This window comes from Streptomyces sp. TOM-9 (assembly GCF_056858595.1).
The window spans coordinates 315,062-336,917 of record NZ_JBXEQB010000001.1 but is presented as its reverse complement, the minus strand read 5'-3'; the positions used below and the strand labels follow the sequence as shown (position 1 = coordinate 336,917).

The 21,856-nt window shown below is 72.0% G+C and carries 14 protein-coding genes; 12 read left to right on the top strand and 2 right to left on the bottom strand.

Annotation, left to right across the window (positions count from 1 at the left end):
• Positions 1 to 269: 269 nt before the first annotated feature.
• The 6 genes from AC1VWI_RS01515 (at position 270) to AC1VWI_RS01490 (ending at position 11,499) form a co-directional block, all read left to right on the top strand.
• Positions 270 to 1,502, top strand: coding sequence for a GNAT family N-acetyltransferase (locus AC1VWI_RS01515; RefSeq protein ID WP_499509042.1), 1,233 nt, complete (start codon positions 270 to 272; stop codon positions 1,500 to 1,502).
• A 421-nt stretch (positions 1,503 to 1,923) separates the two neighbouring features.
• The gene (locus AC1VWI_RS01510) at positions 1,924 to 5,202 is read left to right on the top strand and encodes a GH92 family glycosyl hydrolase (RefSeq protein WP_499509041.1); all 3,279 of its coding nucleotides are present in this window, start codon (positions 1,924 to 1,926) and stop codon (positions 5,200 to 5,202) included.
• Positions 5,203 to 5,579: 377 nt separating this feature from the next.
• Positions 5,580 to 6,548: an ABC transporter permease gene (locus tag AC1VWI_RS01505; RefSeq protein ID WP_499509040.1), complete on the top strand. Its 969-nt coding sequence runs from the start codon at positions 5,580 to 5,582 to the stop codon at positions 6,546 to 6,548.
• A 36-nt stretch (positions 6,549 to 6,584) separates the two neighbouring features.
• Positions 6,585 to 7,604, top strand: a complete 1,020-nt coding sequence (locus tag AC1VWI_RS01500) for an ABC transporter permease (protein ID WP_499509039.1) — start codon at positions 6,585 to 6,587, stop codon at positions 7,602 to 7,604.
• Positions 7,601 to 9,715: an ABC transporter ATP-binding protein gene (locus AC1VWI_RS01495; protein ID WP_499509038.1), complete on the top strand. Its 2,115-nt coding sequence runs from the start codon at positions 7,601 to 7,603 to the stop codon at positions 9,713 to 9,715. The genes AC1VWI_RS01500 and AC1VWI_RS01495 overlap by 4 nt, the downstream gene beginning before the upstream one ends.
• Positions 9,716 to 9,795: 80 nt before the next feature.
• A complete protein-coding gene (locus AC1VWI_RS01490; protein WP_499509037.1) occupies positions 9,796 to 11,499 on the top strand; it encodes an ABC transporter family substrate-binding protein in 1,704 nt (567 codons plus the stop codon).
• Between the two features lie 144 nt (positions 11,500 to 11,643).
• Here the strand turns inward: AC1VWI_RS01490 and AC1VWI_RS01485 are convergent, their stop codons facing one another.
• A complete protein-coding gene (locus AC1VWI_RS01485; protein WP_499509036.1) occupies positions 11,644 to 15,399 on the bottom strand; it encodes a S8 family serine peptidase in 3,756 nt (1,251 codons plus the stop codon).
• Positions 15,400 to 15,651: 252 nt separating this feature from the next.
• On the opposite strand from AC1VWI_RS01485, the gene AC1VWI_RS01480 reads away from it, so the two are divergent.
• The 6 genes from AC1VWI_RS01480 (at position 15,652) to AC1VWI_RS01455 (ending at position 20,420) form a co-directional block, all read left to right on the top strand.
• Positions 15,652 to 16,653, top strand: a complete 1,002-nt coding sequence (locus tag AC1VWI_RS01480) for a LuxR family transcriptional regulator (RefSeq protein WP_499509035.1) — start codon at positions 15,652 to 15,654, stop codon at positions 16,651 to 16,653.
• Positions 16,654 to 16,734: 81 nt separating this feature from the next.
• Entirely contained in the window at positions 16,735 to 17,250 is a 516-nt protein-coding gene (locus AC1VWI_RS01475) for a DUF302 domain-containing protein (RefSeq protein ID WP_499509034.1), read from the top strand.
• A gap of 7 nt (positions 17,251 to 17,257) precedes the next feature.
• Entirely contained in the window at positions 17,258 to 18,097 is an 840-nt protein-coding gene (locus AC1VWI_RS01470; RefSeq protein WP_499509033.1) for an MBL fold metallo-hydrolase, read from the top strand.
• Positions 18,098 to 18,197: 100 nt separating this feature from the next.
• Complete coding sequence (locus AC1VWI_RS01465; protein WP_499509032.1) at positions 18,198 to 18,821, top strand: histidine phosphatase family protein; 624 nt, start codon at positions 18,198 to 18,200, stop codon at positions 18,819 to 18,821.
• 85 nt (positions 18,822 to 18,906) lie between these two features.
• The gene (locus AC1VWI_RS01460; protein WP_499509031.1) at positions 18,907 to 19,791 is read left to right on the top strand and encodes a class I SAM-dependent methyltransferase; all 885 of its coding nucleotides are present in this window, start codon (positions 18,907 to 18,909) and stop codon (positions 19,789 to 19,791) included.
• Positions 19,791 to 20,420, top strand: coding sequence for a TetR/AcrR family transcriptional regulator (locus tag AC1VWI_RS01455; protein WP_499509030.1), 630 nt, complete (start codon positions 19,791 to 19,793; stop codon positions 20,418 to 20,420). The genes AC1VWI_RS01460 and AC1VWI_RS01455 overlap by 1 nt, the downstream gene beginning before the upstream one ends.
• Before the next feature lie 12 nt (positions 20,421 to 20,432).
• Here the strand turns inward: AC1VWI_RS01455 and AC1VWI_RS01450 are convergent, their stop codons facing one another.
• A complete protein-coding gene (locus AC1VWI_RS01450) occupies positions 20,433 to 21,623 on the bottom strand; it encodes an ROK family transcriptional regulator (protein ID WP_499509029.1) in 1,191 nt (396 codons plus the stop codon).
• Positions 21,624 to 21,856: the final 233 nt, after the last annotated feature.

The window sequence follows — 21,856 nt, the reverse complement described above, 5'->3', positions numbered from 1 at the left end:
TGCGCCTCTTCCGTGGCGCGGTAGTTCAAAGGTAGAACACGTCGATCTCAGAATGATCCGCGACTCTTAAACGCCGCCGGCGTGTGCAATTGGGTGGCATCTCAGGAGCCCGGGCAGCTGGATATGCTCCCGGGCTCCGTCACGCCTCACCCGAGCGGGCCGCGGCCGGGACCGGCCGTAATTCGCTTGACCTTGCCGAGGGGCGACGCTGCACTGTGGCGGGTCACCACGACGCGTGGTGCCGGTATCCCGGGGAGGCAGCGGCAGCAATGGAGATCCGTTCCACGACCGACCAGGACCTCGACGTCTTCGTCGACACGCTCCATGCCGCGTTCGGGCGCTTCCCGGAAACCCCGGCCGAGGGCCGCGGGGTCTGGTGGTCGGCGCTCGAAATGGACCGCAACCTGCTCGCCACGACGGCGGACGGGCGGCCGATCGGCACCGCCGGTGCGTACTCCTTCGAGCTCACCTTGCCAGGTGAGGTCCTCGTCCCGGCCGCCGGCGTCACCGCCGTCGGTGTCGTGCCCTCGCACCGGCGTCAGGGCGTGCTCACCGCGATGATGCGCCATCAGCTCACCGGACTGCGGGCCCGCGGCGAGTTCCTCTCCGTGCTGCTGGCCTCCGAGGCCCTGATCTACCGCAGGTTCGGCTACGGACCGGCGACCTACACGGGTCGACTGACGGTGCCGCGCCACCAGGCCGCCCTCGCCGTCCCCCGGGCGCGCGGAACGGCCGGCGGCCCAGCGGCCGTCCCGGACACCGGCTCGGTCGAGGTGCTGCGGCGTGCCGAGTGCGGAGAGATCCTGGAAGAGGTCTACGACCGGTACCGCCGCGCACAGCCCGGCGCGCTGTCCCGGCCGCACCGCTGGTGGGCCCTGGGGGCGGGGCAGGCCCCGGTCTCCCCGGCACCGCGCTACGTCGCCGTCCACCGTGACGCCGACGGCGTGCCGGACGGGTACGCCAGCTACTCCCTCGGCGAGCCCGACACCTTGACGGTCGACGAGACCATCGCCACCGACGAGGCCGCGTTCACGGCCCTGGCCCGGTTCGTGCTCGGACACGACCTGGTGGCTCAGGTCGTGTTCAAGCACGTCCCGCCCGAGCATCCGCTGCGCTGGCAGTTCGCGGATTTCCGTGCCGGCCAGGCGAGCAACCACACCGACTGGCTCTGGGTGCGGCTGCTGGACGTCCCGCGTGCACTGACCTCGCGCGGCTGGTCCACGGACGGCGAACTCGTCCTCGACGTCGACGACCCGTTCCTGGGCGAGCACGGCCGCTACCTGCTGACCGTCCGGGACACCAAGGCGGAGTGCGTCCCGACGGACCGGGAACCCGACCTGTCCCTGGACGTGAGCGACCTGGGCTCGGTCTACCTCGGCGGTACCACCCCGAGCACGCTCGTGCGTGCCGGACACATCCGGGCCCACCGCCCGGACGCCGCGACCCTCGCCGACGCCCTCTTCCGCGCGGAGCGCGTCCCGCACTGCCTGCACTGGTTCTGACCCCGCGTGCGCCTTCGGCGACCGCGCAGGTGCCACCTCGCGGCTGCACGCGGGAGCCTTCGGGCCCGGCGTGCAGCCGCGGCGTTGTCAGCCCTCGCCGGTACCGCCCCGGCCGTTCACGAGAGGGCCCGTGACCGCACCGGATCGGGGTCGTCGGGCTGGATCGGGGCGGGGGACCTGCGGGTGCCGAGGCGGATGCGGGGGAGAGCGGTGCCGGGCGTGGGGGGCTTGTGGAACCGTGGTGCGCGACAACGTTGTCATTTGAGCTGGGCATGACTATACCGGCTGAGAAGGCAACGATGTCAAGGGAGTTGACGTGCACCCGAGGCGGTCTTCCGGCGCACCGGTGGGGCACGCTACTGTCCCCGCGGCTTGTGTGACCCGTGGTGCGCGACCCGTCCGAGAGAAGAAGGGCCGCGTCATGCGTTTGCGTACGACGTCCGTTCTGCTGGCCGCCGTCCTGGCGGTCGGCGGTGCCACTCCCGCCCTCGCGGCGCCCGCCGCGCCGCCACCCGATCTCGTGCAGGACCCCACCGCCTACGTCGACCCCCTGATCGGCACCAAGAACGGCGGCAACGTCTTCCCCGGCGCCGTCGTCCCCCTCGGCATGCTGTCCTGGAGCCCCGAGACCACCCGCGGCGACGCCACCCGCACCACGGCGCCCGGTGGTTACCACTACGACGCGACCCGCATCCGGGGGTTCAGCCTCACCCACATGTCAGGCACCGGCTGCGCGGGCGGCAGCGGCGACATCCCGTTCCTCCCGTACGCCGGAGAGGTCACCACCTCGCCCGCCGCGGACACCAAGGACGCGGTGTACGCCGCGGACTTCAAGCACGGCGACGAGACCGCCGAGCCGGGCCGCTACAAGGTGGGCCTGTCCTCCGGTGTGACGGCGGACCTGACGGCCACCGCGCGCACCGGCTCCGGCCGCTTCACCTTCCCCGCGGACAAGCCCGCCTCGATGCTGATCCGCACCGCCAACTCCGAGGTCGGGTCCACGGACTCCACCGTGACCATCGACCCGCAGACCCGTACCGTCTCCGGCTCGGTCACCTCCGGGAACTTCTGCGGCTACCTCGACCCGGAGGGCCAACGCTCCTACTACACCCTCTTCTTCACCGCCCGCTTCGACCGCTCCTTCAAGGCGACCGGCACCTGGCAGGACGACAAGGTGACCCCCGGCTCCACCACCGCCTCGGGCGGCACGGGAGGCTTCTCCCACGGCGGGACGCCGGTCGCGGGCAAGGGCGCCGGCGGCTGGGTGGAGTTCGCGCCCGGCAGCGGACCGGTGAACGTCAAGGTCGGCATCTCGTACGTGAGCCAGGCGGGCGCCGAGGCCAACCTCGCCGCCGAGAACCCGCGGCACCGCTCCTTCGACTCGGTACGGGAGGCGGCCGGTCGCGCGTGGCGGGACCGGCTGGGCGCGATCAAGGTGGGCGGTGGCACGGACGCCGAGCGCAGCACCTTCTACACCGCCCTCTACCACGCGCTGATCCACCCCAACGTCATCAGCGACACCGACCGCAGATACCGCGGCAGCGACGGCGAGGTCCACACGGTGGCCCGCGGCCACCAGGCGCAGTACGGCACCTTCTCCGGCTGGGACGTCTACCGCTCGCAGGTGCAGCTGCTCACCCTGCTGAGCCCGCGCACCGGCTCGGACATCGCCCAGTCCCTGTACGAGCTCGCCCAGCAGAACGGCGGCGTCTGGGACCGCTGGCTGCACGGTGCCTCCGGCACGCACGTCATGAACGGCGACCCGTCGCCGGCCGCCCTCGCCGGGATCCGGGCCTTCGGCGGCACGGACTTCGACCTGCGCGGCGCGCTCGACTCCCTGGTGAAGGCCGCGACCGTGCCGACGGAGCGCGACCTGTCGCCGGTGGGCAAGCCGATCCTCTCCGTGGGCCAGCGCCCGTCGCTGGACAAGTACCTGAAGCTGCACTACATGCCGTCCGTCTCCAACGCCTGGGGCGGCGCCGCCGAGACGCTGGAGATGTCGGGCGCCGACTTCGCCCTCTCGCAGCTCGCCTCGGCCGCGGGCCGGAAGCACACCGCCGCCGACTTCGCCCGGCGCTCCCAGTGGTGGCAGAACAACTTCAACCTCGCCGCCGACCCGAGCGGCGGTTACATAGCCAACCGCGCGGCCGACGGCAGCTGGGTCACCGGGTTCACCCCGGCCACCGGCAACGGCTTCGTCGAGGGCACGGCCGCCCAGTACACCTGGATGGTGCAGCACGACCCGGCCGGCCTGTTCGCGGCGATGGGCGGCCGCGACGAGGCCCTCGACCGGCTGGACGCGTTCTTCCACACGGCGGACGGCAAGTGGGCCTTCACCGGCAGCGGCGGCGAGAAGTCGGAGATGGACAACGAGCCGTCGATCAACGTGCCGTACCTGTACGCCTACGCCGGCGCACCCTACAAGACGCAGGAGACCGTGCGGGCCGCGATGGGCGCCCTGTGGTCCACGCAGCCGGGCGGCATCCCCGGCAACGACGACCTCGGCGCGATGTCGTCCTGGTACGTCTTCTCGGCGCTCGGCATGTACCCGCAGGTGCCCTCCCGCGCCGAACTCGTCCTCGGATCCCCGCTGTTCCCGCGGATCGAGATCGACCGCCCGGCCGGGAACGACATCTCCATCCGCGCGGCGGGCGCGGCGGCCGACGCGCCGTACGTCCGATCGCTGAAGGTCAACGGACGCGCCAGTGACCGGCCGTGGTTGCCCGCCTCCTTCGTCGAGGACGGCGGCAGGCTCGACTACACCCTGTCGCGCACCGCGGACCGCAGCTGGGGAGCGGACGCGGCCGACGCGCCGCCCTCGTTCCGGGAGGGTGAGCAGCCGCACCAGGTCGGCGTCGGCCCGACCACGGCGACGATCGCCCCGGGCGGCGGCACCAAGGTGGGCATCCGCGCCCTGTCGCTGCGCGGCGGCGCCGCACCGAAGGTGCGCTTCCGCGTCGAGGTGCCCGACGGCGTCACGGCGTCGCCCGCGGAGGGGGAGTTCACGGACGGCTCCCAGGAGATCACCCTGTCCACCGCCGGTGACGTCAAGCAGGGCTTCTACGACGCCAAGGTGGCGGTGAGCTACGGGGACACCTCGTACGAGCAGCCGGTGTCGCTGACGGTGGCCGCTCCCGGTTCCCTCATCGCGGCGTACAACAGCACGGGCGTCTCGGACGACGCCGGTGACCACGACGAGGCGGACTACGACGGCGGCGGCTGGAGCTACTCCCGTCAGGCGCTCGCCGCGGCCGGCCTCACCGGCGGGACGCAGGGCACGGTCACCGGAGGCCTCGCGTTCACCTGGCCGGATTCCCCCGCCGGCCGCCCCGACAACGCCTCGGCGACCGGCCAGACCATCGAACTGGCCACGCCCGCCTCGCGGTTGTCGTTCGTCGGCAGCGCCGTCAACGGCGACCAGCAGACGACGGCGACGGTCACCTACACCGACGGCAGCACCGGCGCCGTCGACCTGTCCTTCACCGACTGGACCGTGGGAGGTGGCGGCGGCAGCGTCAAGTTCGGCAACGAGGTCGTCGCCAAGACCGCCTACCGCAACGTCGCGGGCGCGGACAAGGACCCGGTGGCCACGTACGTCTTCGCCACCAAGCCCTTCTCGGCACCGGACGGCAAGACCATCACGAGCGTGAAGCTCCCGGAGAACACGGACCTCCACGTCTTCACCCTCGCGGTGGACTGACGCGGGAAGACCCCCAGGGGCGGGCGCGGAGCCGACTCCGCGCCCGCCCTTCGTGCTGCCCGGAACGGCGCCCCGCATCGGCGCCACATCAACATCACATAAAGTGGCGCACGTCATAGAGGGAATTCGGCACGGCCCGGAACCCTTTTCCCGGAATTCCGTCCCGCAATGCGCATTGCCAATTCTTTGTGCGCGTATTGCCTCATGTGGACGCGGGTGGCAGGAGGATATTTCCCGAGCCGTCCCACCGCGACGCTCCATTGTTTCCCCGCTCCGATACGGCGACATCCGGGTGGCGCTGCCGAACCCGGGTCACACCCCCGTAGGAGCCGGTGCGGCCCTGGTCACGGGGCGTGCCACGCGAAGGAGAAAGCACGTTGGGCCGTTACCTACTGCGCCGCCTCGGCAACTACGCAATCCTGGTGTTCATCGCGGCCAGCGCGACGTACTTTCTCGCATCCTTCACCCTCCACCCCGACATCAACTACCTGTCGAAGAATCCCCGGCCGCCCCTGCACTCGATCTACGCGATCCTGCACGCCTACAACCTCGATCCGCACACGCCCGTGTACCTCCGGTATTGGCGCTGGCTGACCGGGATCGTGCTGCACGGGGATTTCGGCAGGACCTACGACGGCGCTTCGGTCAACACCGAGCTGGGCCGCCGCGTCCTGGTCAGCACCGAGCTGCTCTTCGTCGCGACCGTCCTGGGGGCCGTCGGCGGCGTCGCGGTCGGCGCCTGGAACGCACTGCGGCAGTACCGGCCCTCCGACCGGGTGTCGACGATCGTCTCCTACGTCCTGCTGGCCACCCCGGTCGTGGTGATCGCGGTCGGACTGCGGACCCTGGACACCGCGGGCGACGGGCCGCTGGTGCAGTACATCGGGATGTACGACCCGAAGGTGCACGGCACCCTCCCGGTCGTCCTCAACAACCTCGAACACCTCGTGCTGCCGACGCTGACGCTGCTGCTCGCCCAGATCCCGTTCTTCAGCCGCTACCAGCGCAGCACGATGCTCGACGTCCTGGGCAGCGACTTCCTGCGGACGGCCCGCGCCAAGGGGCTCCGGCGGCGTCAGGCGGTCCTGCGGCACGGACTGCGCACCGCGGTCATTCCCGTGATGCCGCTGGTGGTCTACAACGTCGTGCTGCTGTTCACCGGCGCGACCTTCACCGAGGAGATCTACGGGTGGCACGGCATGGGGGAGTGGCTGGTCGACTCCATCACCAGCAACGACGTCAACGCGGTCGCCGCCGTGGCGATCTTCACCGCCGGCATCGTCCTGATCGCGGGACTGCTCTCCGACCTCGTCTACGCGGCGCTCGACCCTCGGGTCCGCACCTGAGACGGCCCACGTCGACCGACTCGAGGAGATTCCCTCATGACCACCCCCGCAACCGCCGCCGGGACCGCGGCGCCACACCGGACCCGGAGCCGCGGCGCGCTCGTCCTGGCCCGCTTCGCCCGCAACCGGCTGGCCCTGGTGGGCATCGCCCTGGTGATCGCCCTGGTGCTCCTGGCGTACGCCGTACCGCCGCTCCTGCACTGGACGTACCACGACAACGACTTCGCCAGCCTGGACACCGGGCCCGGCGGCGCGCACTGGTTCGGCACGACCCACTCGGGCCAGGACCTGTTCGCGCTCACCTTGAGGGGCCTCCAGAAGTCACTGGTCGTCGGACTCGTCGGAGGGCCGCTCACGACGCTGATCGCCGCGGTGGTGGGCGCCTCGGCCGGCTACTTCGGCGGCTGGACCGACCGCGTCCTGATGTGGTTCCTCGACCTGATGCTGGTGATCCCGGCGTTCCTGCTGCTCGCCGTCCTGTCACCGGCGTTCCAGCACGGGACCTGGCTGTTCTTCGTGGTCCTGCTCGCGGCGTTCGGCTGGATGATCACCGGTCGGGTGGTGCGGAGCATGACCCGGACCCTGCGGGAACGGGAGTACGTCCTGGCCGCTCGCTACATGGGCGTCCACCCGCTGGTCATCATCTTCCGGCACATCCTCCCCAACGCGGCCTCGATCCTCATCATCGACGCGACCGTCCAGGTGGGCGCGATCGTGCTCGGCGAGACGTCGCTGTCCTACTTCGGGTTCGGCATCCAGGCGCCCGACGTGTCCCTCGGCACCCTCATCGCCGCCGGAACGCCGGACGCCAACACCTCCCCGTGGCTGTTCTTCTTCCCCGCCGCCTTTCTCGTCCTGATCGGCCTCTCCGTCGCGTTCATCGGTGACGGACTGCGGGACGCCTTCGACCCGACGGCACGGGGAGCGAAGGCCCGGGGCCGCGCCCGGCCGGGCGCGCCCACCTCCCGGCACGCGAAGGCCCGGCAGGTCCCGCACCGCAAGCCCTCAGCCGCGGTCATCACCGCGGCACCCACCGAGGAAGGAGTCACGTCGTGACCGTCCCCACCGCCGCCCCCGGCGTCCCCACCCCGCGGCCGGCCTCCGGCGACCCGGTCCTGACCGTGCGCGACCTGCGGGTGTCCTTCCCCGGCGAGGCCGGACGGGTGCAGGCGGTCCGCGGAGTGGACTTCACGCTCCGCGCCGGCGAGACCCTCGCCGTCGTCGGAGAGTCCGGCTCCGGCAAGTCCGTCACGGCCACCGCCGTGCTCGGCCTGCTCCCGGACGACGCGGAGGTCACCGGCTCCGTACGGCTGAAGGACCGGGAGCTGCTCGGACTGCCGGACCGCCGGATGTCCGCCATCCGCGGCCGTGACATCGGCATGGTCTTCCAGGACCCGCTCTCGGCGCTCACCCCCGTCTTCTCCATCGGCACCCAGCTGGTGGAAGCCCTGCGGATCCACCAGGACCTCACCGCCGCCCAGGCCCGCGAACGGGCCCTGGAACTGCTGGACCTGGTGGGCATCCCCGACCCGAGGCGGCGCGTCGACGCGTTCCCGCACGAGTTCTCCGGCGGCATGCGCCAGCGGGCGATGATCGCCATGGCCATCGCCAACGACCCCGAGGTGATCATCGCCGACGAGCCCACCACGGCGCTCGACGTCACCATCCAGGCGCAGGTGCTGGAGGTCCTGGGCAAGGCCCAGGAGGTCACCGGAGCCGCGATCCTCCTGATCACCCACGACCTCGGCGTGGTGGCCGGCATGGCCGACCGGGTGGTCGTCATGTACGCCGGCAAGCCGGTGGAGACCGGGACCGCCGACGAGCTGTTCGCCACCCCCCGCATGCCCTACACCATCGGCCTGCTCGGCTCGGTGCCGCGCCTCGACACCGGGGACCGGACGGCCCTCACCCCCATCGAGGGCACGCCGCCGTCGATGGTGGACCTGCCGGCCGGCTGTCCCTTCGCGGCGCGCTGCCCGGTGGCCGTGGACCGCTGCCGTACCGAGGAGCCCGGTCTGCGGGCCGTCGCGACCGGAGCCGGTCACGCCACGGCGTGCCACCGCGGGCACGAGATCGACACGTCCGGCGGGATCCCGTCCGCGGGCATGTTCCGCACCCCCGCCTCACCGCGGCGGTCCGGGGCGCTTCCGCGCGCCGAGCGGCCGGAGGTGCTGCGGGTCACCCACCTCACCAAGCACTTCCCGCTCCTCAAGGGCGCGGTGTTCAAGCACCGGGTGGGCACGGTGCGCGCCGTCGACGGCGTGGACTTCGACATCCGCCAGGGCGAGACCCTCGCGCTGGTCGGCGAGTCGGGCTGCGGCAAGACCACCACCATGCTGCAGATCCTCGACCTCGCCGGGCAGCGCGGCGGCACCGTGGCCGTCCTCGGCAGGGACGTCGGGCAACTGGACGGGAAGGCGCGGCGGGAGCTGCGCCGGGACCTCCAAGTGGTGTTCCAGGACCCGATGGCGTCACTGGACTCCCGCATGCCGATCGGCGACATCCTGGCCGAGCCGCTGCGCACCCACGGCTGGGACCGGGAACGCATCGCCGCGCGCGTCCCCGAACTGCTCCGCCTCGTCGGGCTGCTGCCCGAGCACGCCGAGCGCTACCCCGCCGAGTTCTCCGGCGGACAGCGGCAGCGGATCGGCATCGCCCGGGCGCTGGCCCTGGACCCCAAGCTGGTCGTGCTGGACGAGCCGGTCTCCGCGCTGGACGTCTCGGTCCAGGCCGGGGTGATCAACCTCCTCGACGAGCTGCAGGCCGAACTCGGCCTGAGCTACCTGTTCATCGCGCACGACCTGTCGGTCGTCCGGCACATCGCCGACCGCGTCGCCGTCATGTACCTCGGCCGCATCGTCGAGGCCGGCGACGTCGAGGACGTCTTCGCCCGACCGGCCCACCCCTACACCCAGGCACTGCTGTCGGCCGTGCCGCTGCCCGACCCCCGCAAGGAGCGGCAGCGCCGGCGGATCATCCTCCAGGGCGACCTGCCCAGCCCCGCGGACACCCCCTCGGGATGCCGGTTCCGCACCCGCTGCCCCAAGTACCTGCAGCTCGCGCCGGCCGAGGCCAGGCGCTGCGACACCGAGGACCCCGCCGCCGGGGCGCTGGGCGAGGACCACACCGCCGCCTGCCACCACGCGGCCGCCCTGGAGGTCCTGTGACGCGCCCCCGGCCCGTGACGCACCCCCGGCCGTCCCGCCCGGCGGACACCCGACCCACGGAACCCACAAGGAGAGCCCAGTTGAACCGAAAGTCCGTAAAGCTGGCCACGGCAGTCGTGGTGTCCGCGGGTCTCCTCGCCGGCGCCACCGCGTGCGGAAGCGGCAACGGCGGCGCGAGCTCGTCGGCGCCCAAGGCCCCGCCCAAGGCGACCCTCAACCAGATCAACCCCGTCGACCCCGCGGGACTCCGGCAGGGAGGCACCCTCAACTTCCCCGTCGACGAGTACCCCACCCAGTGGAACAGCCTCAACGCGGCCTCGCAGAACACCGTCGCCGTGACCACGACGATGGCCCCCCTGCTGCCGTCGCTCTTCCACAGCACCCCCGACAACAAGCGGACCCCCAACCCGAACTACCTCAGCAAGGTGAGCACCGCCGTCAAGCACGGCAGGCAGGTCACCACCTACGCGGTCAACCCCAGGGCCCGGTGGTCCGACGGCACACCCATCACCTGGAAGGACTTCCGCGCGGACTGGCAGGCGCAGAACGGGAAGAACCCCAAGTACACCCCCGTCGGCACCTCCGGCTACGAGCAGATCTCCTCGGTCGCCGAGGGAAGCGACGCGCGGCACGTCGTCGTCACCTACGCCACGCCGTTCTCCGAATGGCAGACGCTGTTCTCGCCGCTGTACCCGGCATCGCAGATCGACACCCCGCAGAAGTTCGACGCCGGCTACAAGAACCGGATCCCGGTCACCGCGGGCCCGTTCAAGGTCAGCAGGATGGACCCGACGACCAAGGTCGTCTCCGAGGTCCGCGACCCCCACTGGTGGGGCCCGAAGCCGGTGCTCGACGGCATCAACTTCCGTACCCTGGACGCCGCGTCGACACCCGGGGCCTTCGCCTCCGGCGAGATCGACGTGGAGGACATCGGGCCCGACGTGGCCGCCTACAAGCAGGCGCAGAAGGTGCCGCACACCTCCATCCGCGTGGCGGGCGCCCCGAACCTGCGGCAGATGGTGGTCAACGGCGCGAGCCCGCTGCTGAAGGACGTCCGTGTCCGCCGGGCCCTGTTCATGGCACTGGACCGCCGGGCCATCGGCAAGGCCGACCTCAACGGCCTGCCCTTCCCGGCCCAGCCCCTCGACAACCACTTCCTCGTCAACAACGACGTCGCCTACAAGGACAACGCCGGCTCCCTCGGCCGCTTCGACCCCACCGCGGCGGGGCGGCAACTGGACGCGGCGGGCTGGAAACCGCACGGCGACGTCCGTGAGAAGGACGGCAAGCCGCTGGAGCTGACGCTGACCATCCCGTCGGGCACGCCCATCGCCGCCAACGAGGCACAGTTGTTCACGGCGATGCTCAAGAACGTGGGCATCAAGCTCGACACCAAGGTCAAGCCGAGCGACGACTTCTTCAACGACGTCAGCGCCGGGAAGTTCGACCTCACCCTGTTCAGCGGCATCGGCTCCGTGCCGTTCTTCCCGCTGACCAATGGCGCGGCGTCCTTCGTCTCCCCCCAGCACGGCAACGTCGGCCAGAACTACTCGCGCATCGGCACCGCCGCGATCGACGCCGACATGCACAAGGCGGGCACCGAGGTCGGCCACTCCGCCTACCTCGCCGACCTCGACGCCGCCGACGCCGCGCTGTGGAAGCTGGCCGCGAACCTGCCGCTCTACCAGCGCCCGCAGATCGTCGCGGCCAAGTCCGACGTGGCCAACTACGGCGCCTTCGGGTTCCAGGACACCGACTGGACCCGGATCGGCTTCACCGAGTAATCCCACTGGACCGCGGCGCGGGAGGACGACCCCCTCCTCAACGCCTCCCGCGTCGCGTCGGCCCCGACCCGAGCCGACACCCGACGAAGGGCCCTTGCCCCCGGTGCACCGGGGCCAAGGGCCCTTCGTCCGAACCGCCGTCGGCTACTTGACGCCGAAGGCGCGGATCAGGGTCTGGTTGACGCTGTTCCCCTTCGCGTCCCGCGCCGTCGTGCGCAGGCTCGCGAAGCGGGCCCGGGACGGCGCGTCGAGCTGCGCCTTCCAGCCGCCGCCCGACTGCCGCAGCGTCGTCTTGCGCCAGGTGGCGCCGTCGTCGTACGACACCTCGAGGGTCACCGTGCGGATCGCCCCCGCGCCCGCCGCGCCCTTCAGGTGCGAGGCGGTGACGGTCAGCCCGGTCCGGCGCTTGGCCTTGCCGGACAGGTCGGTGGCCACCGCGTAGTCGAGCTGGACCAGCGGCAGCGGGGTGATGGCCGAGTAGTCCGTCGTGCTCGAGGTGAAGCCCCACTCGGTGCGGGTGCGGGTCGAGTACGGGCGGTCGGCCACGTTCCGCTGACCCTCCACCACGATCCGGTAGGGCTGCGGCTCCGGTGACAGCCCCTCGGCGGTGACGATCCGCTCGTTGTAGTCCTCACCGAGCAGCTGGTCGCCCTGGTACAGCGAGACCTTCGAGGTGTTGCCGTCCACCCAGGCGACGCCCGAGTGACCGCCCGAGTCGCCCCAGGCCGGCAGCACGGACGTGCTGATGATGTCGCCCACCCGGTAGGGGGCCGTCCAGCTGATGCCGTCGTTGAGCACCCGCGGGTGCTGGATCGCCGAGAACCAGGTCTCGGTGCTCGTGCTGCGCGCCTTGTAGGTGCGCGTCACGCCCCGCTGGCCGAGGTCGCGCATCGCGGCGGAGGAGATCCAGCGGGCGTCCGCGCCCGCCGAGACCCACGAGGTGAGGGTGCCCTGGGCCGCGACCCGCGTGGCCTGGATGAGCGTGGGCCGGTTGAAGACGAGCGACACGTCCTCGCGGTACGCCACGGCCTCGGCCTGCGTGCTGTTGCGGAACGACTCGTCGATGCGGGCCAGGTCCCCGGGACGCGGACGGTAGGACGGGTCCTTCGGGACCGCTCCGTCGTGGTGGCGGATCAGGTCGTACGCGTAGCGCGGGTACGGGTGCGAGACCACCTTCAGCGTCGCCGTGCCGGTCTTGCGGAGCCGGCTCAGCAGCCGTGCGCTGTCGTCGGTGCCGAGCGAGGCCACCGGCAGGGGGGCGGCGTCGGGCAGGTCGGCCCAGGGGTCGAACTTGCCGTAGCCGTCGTTCAGGATCAGCAGCTGCCGGGCGCCGGCCTTCGCCGCCGCGGCGGCCTGGTCCGGGGCGGACACCGTGTCGCTGCGGCGGACGACCGCCACCTGGCCGCGCACCTTGAGCCTGCGGAACGCCGCAGCGGAGCCGTCACCTGCCCAGACCGCGCGGTAGGTGCCCGTGCCGTCCCGCAGCCTGGGGGACATGCTCTGGATGGTGACGTCGTCGTAGGTCTGCGAGCCGGAGGAGAACGTCAGCGGCGGCTGGATCTGCCGCCAGCGGGTCGCGAAGTGGTACGAGCCCTTCGTCACCTTCGGCGTCGGGGTCACCCAGAGGCTGTCGTAGCGCCAGTACTCGGGCATGTAGCTGTCCAGGAACGGGAACAGGTCGCCGTTGGTGCGGTACTGGTCCACCCGCATGAACTCGTTGGCGGTCGGCTGCGGCGTGACGGCGGCCGCCTTGCGCAGGCTCGCGGCCTCGAACCGCACGGTGCGGTCGGTGTCCAGGTCGATCTGCGGGGCCGAGAACATCGCGAAGCCCAGCGTGTGCGTACCGTCGATGCCGGGCACGTCCGCGTTCAGCCACGCGGAGTACGTGCTCGGGGACAGGCGCAGGTCGATGCGGCCCGAGGCGTCGACGGCGAACGCCTTGGGGGCGGTGTTGCGCTCCACGTCCTTCAGGATGAGCGTGCCGGGAAGGGCCTTGCCGCGCCGGTCCTTGGCGGTGACCGTCAGGTTGACCCGGCGGCCCTCCTTGTTCACCCCGACCGTGGTGCGGGCCAGGGCCGTGCCGTCGGCGCCGGTGGCGACGAGGCGGGTGGAGTAGGCGCCGTTGTCCTCGGCCGCGTCGAGGTGGGTGACCACGCCGACGGAGGCGGTGCCGTGGGCGGGCACGGTCAGCCGCGGTTCGGTCAGCGTGAACAGGCCCTCGGGCAGCTGGCCCGGGCTCAGGGACAGGTCCACGGTGACCGGTGCGGCGCCGGAGTTGGTGTAGGTGACGTCCTTGCGGACCGTCTGACCCGGCGTGTACGGGTAGTGCGTCTGCGCGTACGCGTCGCCGGAGGCGACCAGCGTGGCCTTCACGGCGGCGGCGACGTCCACGCGCCCGCTGCCCGCCTCGAAGGGGCTGAACCGCTGGGTGCTCGCGGTGGTGCTGATCAGGGCGGCCTTGAGCTGCTGCCCCGTCCAGTCCGGGTGCTCGGCGGCCAGCAGGGCCGCGGCGCCCGCCACGTGCGGCGTCGCCATGGAGGTGCCGCTCATCGTCTGGTAGGCGCCCTCGCCCTCAGGGGCGTACTGCGAGCGCGCGGCCAGCACGTTCACCCCCGGGCCGGTCAGGTCGGGCTTGACGGCGTTGTCGCCCACGCGCGGGCCACGGCTGGAGAACTGCGCCAGCTGGTCCACGCCCTTGCCGGGGCCGTTGACCGCGCCCACCGTCAGCGCGGCGTCGGCGGCACCGGGGGCGCTCACGGTGTACGGCGCGGGGCCGGAGTTGCCCGCCGCGATGACGAACAGCGCCCCGGTCTCCTCGCTGAGCCGGTTCACGGCCTCGCTCAGCGGGTCGGTGCCGTCGGTGGCGTCGCCGCCCAGGCTCATGCTGACGACCTTGGCGTGCTGGTCGCGGGCGGCCCATTCCATGCCGGCCAGGATCCAGGAGTCCTGGCCGCTGCCGAAGTCGTCCAGGACCTTGCCGATGTGCAGGGACGCGCCCGGGGCGACGCCCTTCTCGGTGCCACCGGAGGCGGCGCCGGTCCCGGCGACGGTCGAGGCGACGTGGGTGCCGTGACCGTGCCGGTCGGTGACGTCCGCGCCGGGCACGAAGCTCTCCGTCGCGGCTATGCGGCCGGCGAAGTCCGGGTGCGCGGCGTCGATGCCGGTGTCCAGGACGGCGACGTCCACGCCCTGCCCGGTGTCCCCGCCGGCCCAGACCTCCGGGGCGCCGATCTGCGCCGTGGTGTCCGACAGCGTGGCCTTGACCTTGCCGTCCAGCCACACCTTGGCGATGCCGCCGGCGAGCCGCCCTTCGCCGTCCGCCGTCCTCGCGGCCGCGGTGGCCTGCGCGCCGGCACCGGTCAGGGAGGACCAGAAGTCCGCGGCCCGCTCGTGCTCGGCGGAGATCGCCGCGCCCTGGATGCTGCTGAGGGTCAGCGTCCTGCGCGCGCCCTCCGGGGTCTTGGCGCTGCGGGAGCGGGCGGCGGCGTCGGTGTACGTGACGATGAGCGGCAGCCGGTCGCTGCGCGCGTCGTCGTAGCCGTCCTTCAGCAGCGCGGTGACGTTGAAGAGCCCCTCGTCCAGGGCTCCTGACGCGATGTAGGGAACCGCGGCGTCGGGATACACGTAGGTGTCGGTGCCAACCGACATCACGTGGGCGCCCCCGGTCCTGCCGTTCGGGTCGGTGACCGAGGTGACGGCCTGGGCCCGGCCGTCCCCGGTGACGGTGACCTTGTCGCCGGTGATCAGCGTGACGGTGCGCACGGCTGCGGAAGCGGCACCGGTCGCGGCGGGGGAGGGGGACGTCGCCGAGGGGTCGGCCGATGCGGCCGGACCCGTGGCCGTCAGCACCACCAGGGCGGCGACGGCGGCTGTCAGCCCGCGTCTGCGGGACGGAGGCATGCGCAAGGGAACCTCATGGACTCGATGGGGTGGGGTGGAACGCAGTCAGCCATCCGTTCGCATCGCTGTAAAGGCGGCCCTTTGGCACTTCTGTGCCATGTCACCAAGTGGACACGGCGCAAAGCGGCGCAATGATCGGCAAGCGAGACACACTGCACGGTGTGAGCGGCCGCCGCACAGCGGCACATCCATCACACGTTGCTGACAAGACGTCAGTTCGCTCGCGTGCACGAAGGTCAGAGGTGGAGAAGGATGACGGAAGGCGCCGCACCCTTGGAGCTGGTCGGACTCGACGCGGGGGCGGAGGCCGTCTACCGCGAACTGCTCGCACACGGTGGCGGTACGGCCGACGACGTCACCGCGGCGTTCGGGCTGGGCACCGGAGCGGCGGTGGCCCTGCTGGAACGCCTGCACCACTGCGGACTGCTCAGCCGCCGCTCCTCGGGGGAGTACCTGACCGTGGATCCGCGTCACGCGCTGCGGACACTGGTGGAGTCCCGCGAACGCCAACTGGCCGCCGTACGCGACGCCACCGGTCCGCTCGGCGCGCTGTTCGACGAGGCCAGGCGGTCCAGCGCCGGCGAACCCGCCACACGGACGATCAGCGGCCCGGAGGAAGTCGGGGACTGCTACTACCGTTTGCACCAGGCCGCCAAGTACGAGATGTGCGGCCTGGCCCGGCCTCCCTTCCTGTTCGCTCCGAACGGTCCGCTCGACGAGGCCGCCGTACGGCGCGGCGTACGGGTGCGGGTCGTCTACGCGGCCGCCAGCTTCGACGAGGACGGCGAGGGGCAGGAGCTGGGCAGCCTCGTCTCACGCGGCGAGGAGGCCAGGGTCGTGTCCTCGCTGCCCGTGAAGCTGACCATGGCGGACCGCTCGGCGGCCATGGTGTCGTTGAGCCTGGGCCCCGACAGCACCGACACCCTCTACACCGAGGCGCCCCCCTTGCTCGAAGCCCTGACCGAGCTCTTCGAGCACTACTGGGCCGGTGCCGCCTCGCTGAGCGGGCCGAGCTCGCAGCCACCACCGCCACCGGAGCCCGCCACCCCCGGCGAGCAGGTGCGCAAGCCCACCGACGAGGAGCGGAACCTGCTCGCCCTCTTCGCCGCCGGGGTCAAGGACGACGCCATCGCCCGCCAGTTCGGGATCTCGACGCGGACACTGCGCCGGCGCATCCAGGACCTCTACACGGAACTGGGCACCACCAACCGGTTCGGCGCCGGCGTCGCGGCGGCCCGGCGCAACTGGGTGTGAACGCGGAGTTGCGCCGGCGTGCCGCGGAGGGACGATGGGAGGAGGGCGCGGCGGTGTGCCGTGCCGTCCGAGGTGGTCCAGGTGTCCGAGGCGCGAACGGTCGACTACGGCGTCACCAGGTTCGACGTCCCCCTGCCCGGGACGTTCGAGGAGGCCGTGCGGCGCTACGAGTCCCTGGTGCCGCAGTACCGGGCCGATGAGATCCGGGACCTCGTCCGGTCCGGCGGCTCCTGGGAGAGCGCCCTCGCGCTGGCCGAGGGGAACGCGCCCCACGGATTCATGATCTTCTGGAGGGACTCCGGAACGGCGCTCATGGGCCTCGCCGGGGACACGACGCCGTTCGTGATGTACCTGATGGGCAACTACGCCATCGCCGAGCGGATGTTCCGCCACGATCCCTCCGCCATGATGCACGCGCCGCTGCGCACCGAGATCTACCGGAGCACCGACGCACCGCGATTCGTGATCGACAAGCCGAGTTCCCACTTCGGCAGTTACGGCAGCGAGGAGATCGCCCGAGTGGGGCTGGAACTGGACCACAAGGTCGCCCACCTGCTGACACTGATGGAGGCGCCGGTGCCCGCCGGGCTCGGCTGACCCGGCCATGACGGATCTGCGCTACGACACCTTCGTGTGCGACGGGTTGCGCCGCGCCCAGGGCCCCCGGTTGCCCGACGGGAGCCCGATCTTCTCCTCGCCGCTGACCTCGACGCTGGTCCTCGGCGACGCGGAAGCGGTCCTCGTCGACCCGCCGTTCACCCGTGAGCAGGTGCGCGGTGTCGGGGACTGGATCGAACGCTCCGGCAGACGGCTGACGTACGTCTACGCCACCCACGGCCACGGTGACCACTGGTTCGGCACCGATCTGCTGCTGCGGCGCTTCCCCGGGGCGGTCCCGTACGCCACCGAGGGCACCATCGAGCTGATGCACCGGCAGGCCACCGAGGGCCGCCGGACCAGGTGGGACGTGGACTTCCCCGGGCTCATCCCGGACAGCCCCGTGGTCTACCGGGTGGTCCCGGCCGACGGGTTCACGCTGGAGGGGCACCCGCTGCGCGTGGTGGAGACCGGTCACACCGACACCGACGACACGACCGTCCTGCACGTCCCGTCGACCGGCCTGGTCGTGGCCGGTGACGTGGCCTACAACGGGGTCCACCAGTACCTGCGGGAAAGCGCCGGCGGCGGCATCGACAAGTGGCTCGCCGCGATCGGCACCGTCCTCGCGCTGCACCCGCGCGCGGTCGTGGCCGGCCACAAGGACAAGGCCCTGCCCGACGACCCCGTGATCCTGCGGCAGACCCGCGACTACCTGCTCGACGCCCAGCGCCTGCTGGCGGACGAACCCCGCCCCCGCACGTTCTACGACCGGATGCTGCAGCTCCACCCGGACCGCCTCAACCCGGGCCCGGTCTGGTACAGCGCCCTCGCCCTCCTGCCCTGACGCCGCCGCCCGGACCGCAATCCGGAACCGGAACGGCAGCGGGGGCGTCGTGCCCAGGGACGACCCACTCGATCATGAAGCATCGTGAAGGAGCCCGGGCATGACGGCTGCGGCCACGCGTTACCTGTACCTCGTCCGGCACGGGGAGGCCGTGCCGGACGAGAGCGGTCTGTCGGACGACGGGCGCCGCCAGGCCGCCCTGCTCGGCCGCCGGCTGGCGGACCACCCGATATCCGTGGTCCACCACGGCCCCCTGCCCAGGGCCGCGCAGACCGCCGCCGTGATCGGGGAGCACCTGGACGGTGCCGTCCTGCGCGTCTCGGAGACCGCCGGCGACTACGTCCCGTACTTCCCTCGGCGCGACGAACTGCCCCCGGACAGCGCCGACCACCTGCTGCGCTTCCTCGACGGCGCCACGGCGCAGGAGCGCGTGCTCGGCCCGGCGCTGGCCCTGCGCGCGCTCGAGCAGTTCACCGGTCCCGTCGAGGGCGATCAGGAGCGTCACGAACTGGTCGTCACCCACAACTTCCTGGTCGGCTGGCTGGTGAGGCACGCCATGGACGCCCCGCCGTGGCGGTGGCTCGGGGTCAACCAGGGCAACGCGGCCCTGACCGTCATCCGCTACGCGCCGGGGCGGCCCGTCTCGGTCCTGGTCCAGAACGACACCCGTCACCTCCCTGCGGAGCTGCGCTGGACCGGCTTTCCGCCCGAGCTGCGGATGTGAGGGTGCGGACCGGCGGTGCCGGGGCCGCCGGAGGCCGGCCGCTGCCGTGGATAAAAAATGGATGTACATTCATTATGATGGAGCCATGCAGAGCACACCCAGCCGCACCGCGCAGCACGTCGCGCTCTTCCGGGCACTGGAGTCGGTGCGCCGGGGACCGCGCCTGTTCACCGACCCGTACGCCGCCTCGTGCCTCGGTGCCGGCTACCGCCTGGCCGTGACGATCGCCCGCTGTCCGGGCGTGGCGCGGTTCCTCGAACGGTGGATCGACCGGCGCTGGCCCGCGGGTCCGCGCGCTTCGGCCGTGGTCCGCACCCGGCTGATCGACGACCTGGTCGTGGACGCCCTGGAACGCGGCGCCCGGCAACTGGTCCTGCTGGGCGCCGGCTACGACAGCCGGGCCTTCCGCCTGGACGCGGCGCGCGGCGCCACCGTCCTTGAGGTCGACCACCCGGCGACGCAGGCGGTCAAGCGGGGGCTGGCCGCCACCTGGTCCGCCCGGGCGGGCCGGCCGGGAGACGGCATCCGCTATGTTCCCGTGGACCTGATGCACCAGGACCTCGGCGACGCCCTGCGCGGGGCGGGACTGACCGGCGACCGGGCGGTGGTGGTGTGGGAGGGCGTGACGAACTACCTCGACGCGCCCTCGGTGCACGCCACGCTGACGGCGCTCTCCACGACGCTGGCGCCCGGGAGCCGGATCGTCCTCACCTACATGGACCGAAGGGCCCTGGACGGCACCGGTGACTTCGACGGCGTCACAACATGGGCGGACACGGTGCGTACGGCCGGGGAGCCCTTCACCTTCGGCTTCCTGCCGGACGGGCTCCCCGCGTACCTGGCCGAGCGGGGGCTGGAGCTCACCCTGGACCGGTCGGCGAGGGAGGCCGCCGCGGAGTACCTGGAGCCCCTGGGGCGGCACGAGCCGGCCGCGCCCTTCTACCGGATCGCCCAGGCCGAGGTGAAGTGATGCCCAAGGTCAGTGAGGAGCACCTGCGGGCGCGGCGCGGGCAGATCCTCGACGCCGCCGCCCGCTGCTTCGCCCGTACGGGCTTCCACCGCACCACCATCCAGGACATCGCGGCCGAGTCCGGATTCAGCACCGGCCTGGTCTACCGCTACTTCGCCGACAAGGACGACATGGTCGCGGCCATCGCGGACCGGTGGCACGACGACCAGGCCCGCCGACTGCACCTGGACGACCCCGCCGGACGCACCGCCGACGCCTTCCGGGAGGTCGCCGGAGGCTACCTGGGACTGCTGCGCTCACTCGCCGGCTCCGACGAGCGGCAGCGCGTGCAACTCGGCGTCCAGATCTGGGCCGAGGCCCTGCGGGCACCCCGGGTGCACGCGGTGGCACGCGAGGGCGTGGACCGTCCCCGCGCCGTCGTCACCGACCTCGTCCGGGCGGCCCAGGAGCGCGGCGAACTGGACCACTCATGGCCTGCCGACGGCCTGGCCCGGGTGTTCGTCGCGATCTACCAGGGGCTGGCGCTGCAGACCGCCTGGGATCCCGAACTGGACCACGCCGCCTACGTCGCGGCGGTCGAGCGCCTCATCGGCGCTCTGGCGCTCCGGCCTGATCCTTCGTCGCCCTGAGGCACGCGCACCTCAGTCCAGCACGAGCGACGACAACTGCGGCGAGTACGTGGCGTGCAGCACGAGCGCGGCGCTGCCCACGACGGCCGCGTCCGCGCCGAGCGGGGAGGCCGCGACCTGGACGACGCGGATGTGCCGGGCCAGGGGCCGTGAGGCCAGCGCGGAGGCGACGGCGTCGACGTAGCGGGACTCCACGTGCTGGATGCCGTGGCCGCCGAGGATGATGAGGTCCACGTCGATGAAGTTGGCGATGGTCACGGCGACCGTGGCCACGTGACGCGCGGCCTCGTCGATGACCGCGGCCGCGATCGGGTCGCCGGCTCCGGCCGCGCGCTGGACCGCGGCGTGGTCGACGGAGGCCGGGTCCCGGTCGTACACCGGGGACAGCACGCTGCCGCCGGGCTTGTCGGTGAGGCGGCGGTGCGTCTCGGCCACGATCGCGGACGGGTTGGCCAGTCCTTCCAGGCAGCCCCGGTTGCCGCAGTAGCACTCCGGCCCGTCCGACAGCACCGTCGAGTGGCCGAACTCGCCGGCGTTGAGCGAACCGCCCCGGTAGACCTGGTGGTTGAGGACCAGACCGCCGCCGATGCCGGTGCCGAAGAACAGGTAGGCGAAGTTCGCCACGCCCCGGCCCGCGCCGGACCAGCGCTCGCCGACCGCGGCGGCCGTGGCGTCGTTGTCGAGCGTCACCGGAAGGCCGGTGGCGTCACTGAGCATCTGCTGCAGCGGGACCCGCGTCCAGTGCGCGAGCTGGGGCGGGGCGACGATCATGCCGCTGCGCTGGTCGATCGGCCCAGGGGTGGCGAGGCCCAGCCCCAGGACGTTGGCGCGCGGCACGTCCGCCTCGGCGAGCACCTCGGCGACCAGGTCGGCCATGGCCGCCACCACGTGCGTCGGATCGGTGCCGGGGGGAGTGGGGTGCCGTCTGACGACCAGTGGCCGGCCGAGCAGGTCGACCACGGAGCAGGTGAGTTCGACCGGGTCGAAGACGAGGCCGACCGCGTTGCCGGCGTCCGCGTTGACCCGCAGGGTGGTGCGGGGCTTGCCGCCGCCCGCGCCACGACTGGCCCCGTCCTCCCGCACGATGCCCTCGTCCAGCAGACGGCGCACGATCCCCGAGACGGTCTGTGGGGTCAGCCCCGTCTTCTGGGCGATCTCGACCCGGCTGATCCCGTCGGCGAGTTGGATCTGGTCCAGGACCACCGCCCGGTTGTACCGCCCGACTTTGGGGAGGTTTGTTCCTGCTTGCCGCACACGCGTTCCTCTCTTACCGCAATGACGATACCGCTCAAGGGCGTTGACTTAGTAAAACAAATGGATTTAAAGTCCGGTGCCCAAGCCGCAACAGGTCCGGCGTGGAGGCACGGCGCAGTGTCATCGGAGGCAAGTTGATGTCCACGAAATGTCGCATCCCAGGGGAGGCGGGCCCGCGTGAT

What these genes read in the sequence shown, in the direction of transcription:
- AC1VWI_RS01500 (WP_499509039.1), top strand. Translation starts at nt 6,585, where the DNA reads ATGACCACCCCCGCAACCGCCGCCGGGACCGCGGCGCCACACCGGACC.
- AC1VWI_RS01515 (WP_499509042.1), top strand. Translation starts at nt 270, where the DNA reads ATGGAGATCCGTTCCACGACCGACCAGGACCTCGACGTCTTCGTCGAC.
- AC1VWI_RS01465 (WP_499509032.1), top strand. Translation starts at nt 18,198, where the DNA reads ATGACGGCTGCGGCCACGCGTTACCTGTACCTCGTCCGGCACGGGGAG.
- AC1VWI_RS01485 (WP_499509036.1), bottom strand. Translation starts at nt 15,399, where the DNA reads ATGCCTCCGTCCCGCAGACGCGGGCTGACAGCCGCCGTCGCCGCCCTG.
- AC1VWI_RS01460 (WP_499509031.1), top strand. Translation starts at nt 18,907, where the DNA reads ATGCAGAGCACACCCAGCCGCACCGCGCAGCACGTCGCGCTCTTCCGG.
- AC1VWI_RS01510 (WP_499509041.1), top strand. Translation starts at nt 1,924, where the DNA reads ATGCGTTTGCGTACGACGTCCGTTCTGCTGGCCGCCGTCCTGGCGGTC.
- AC1VWI_RS01480 (WP_499509035.1), top strand. Translation starts at nt 15,652, where the DNA reads ATGACGGAAGGCGCCGCACCCTTGGAGCTGGTCGGACTCGACGCGGGG.
- AC1VWI_RS01455 (WP_499509030.1), top strand. Translation starts at nt 19,791, where the DNA reads ATGCCCAAGGTCAGTGAGGAGCACCTGCGGGCGCGGCGCGGGCAGATC.
- AC1VWI_RS01470 (WP_499509033.1), top strand. Translation starts at nt 17,258, where the DNA reads ATGACGGATCTGCGCTACGACACCTTCGTGTGCGACGGGTTGCGCCGC.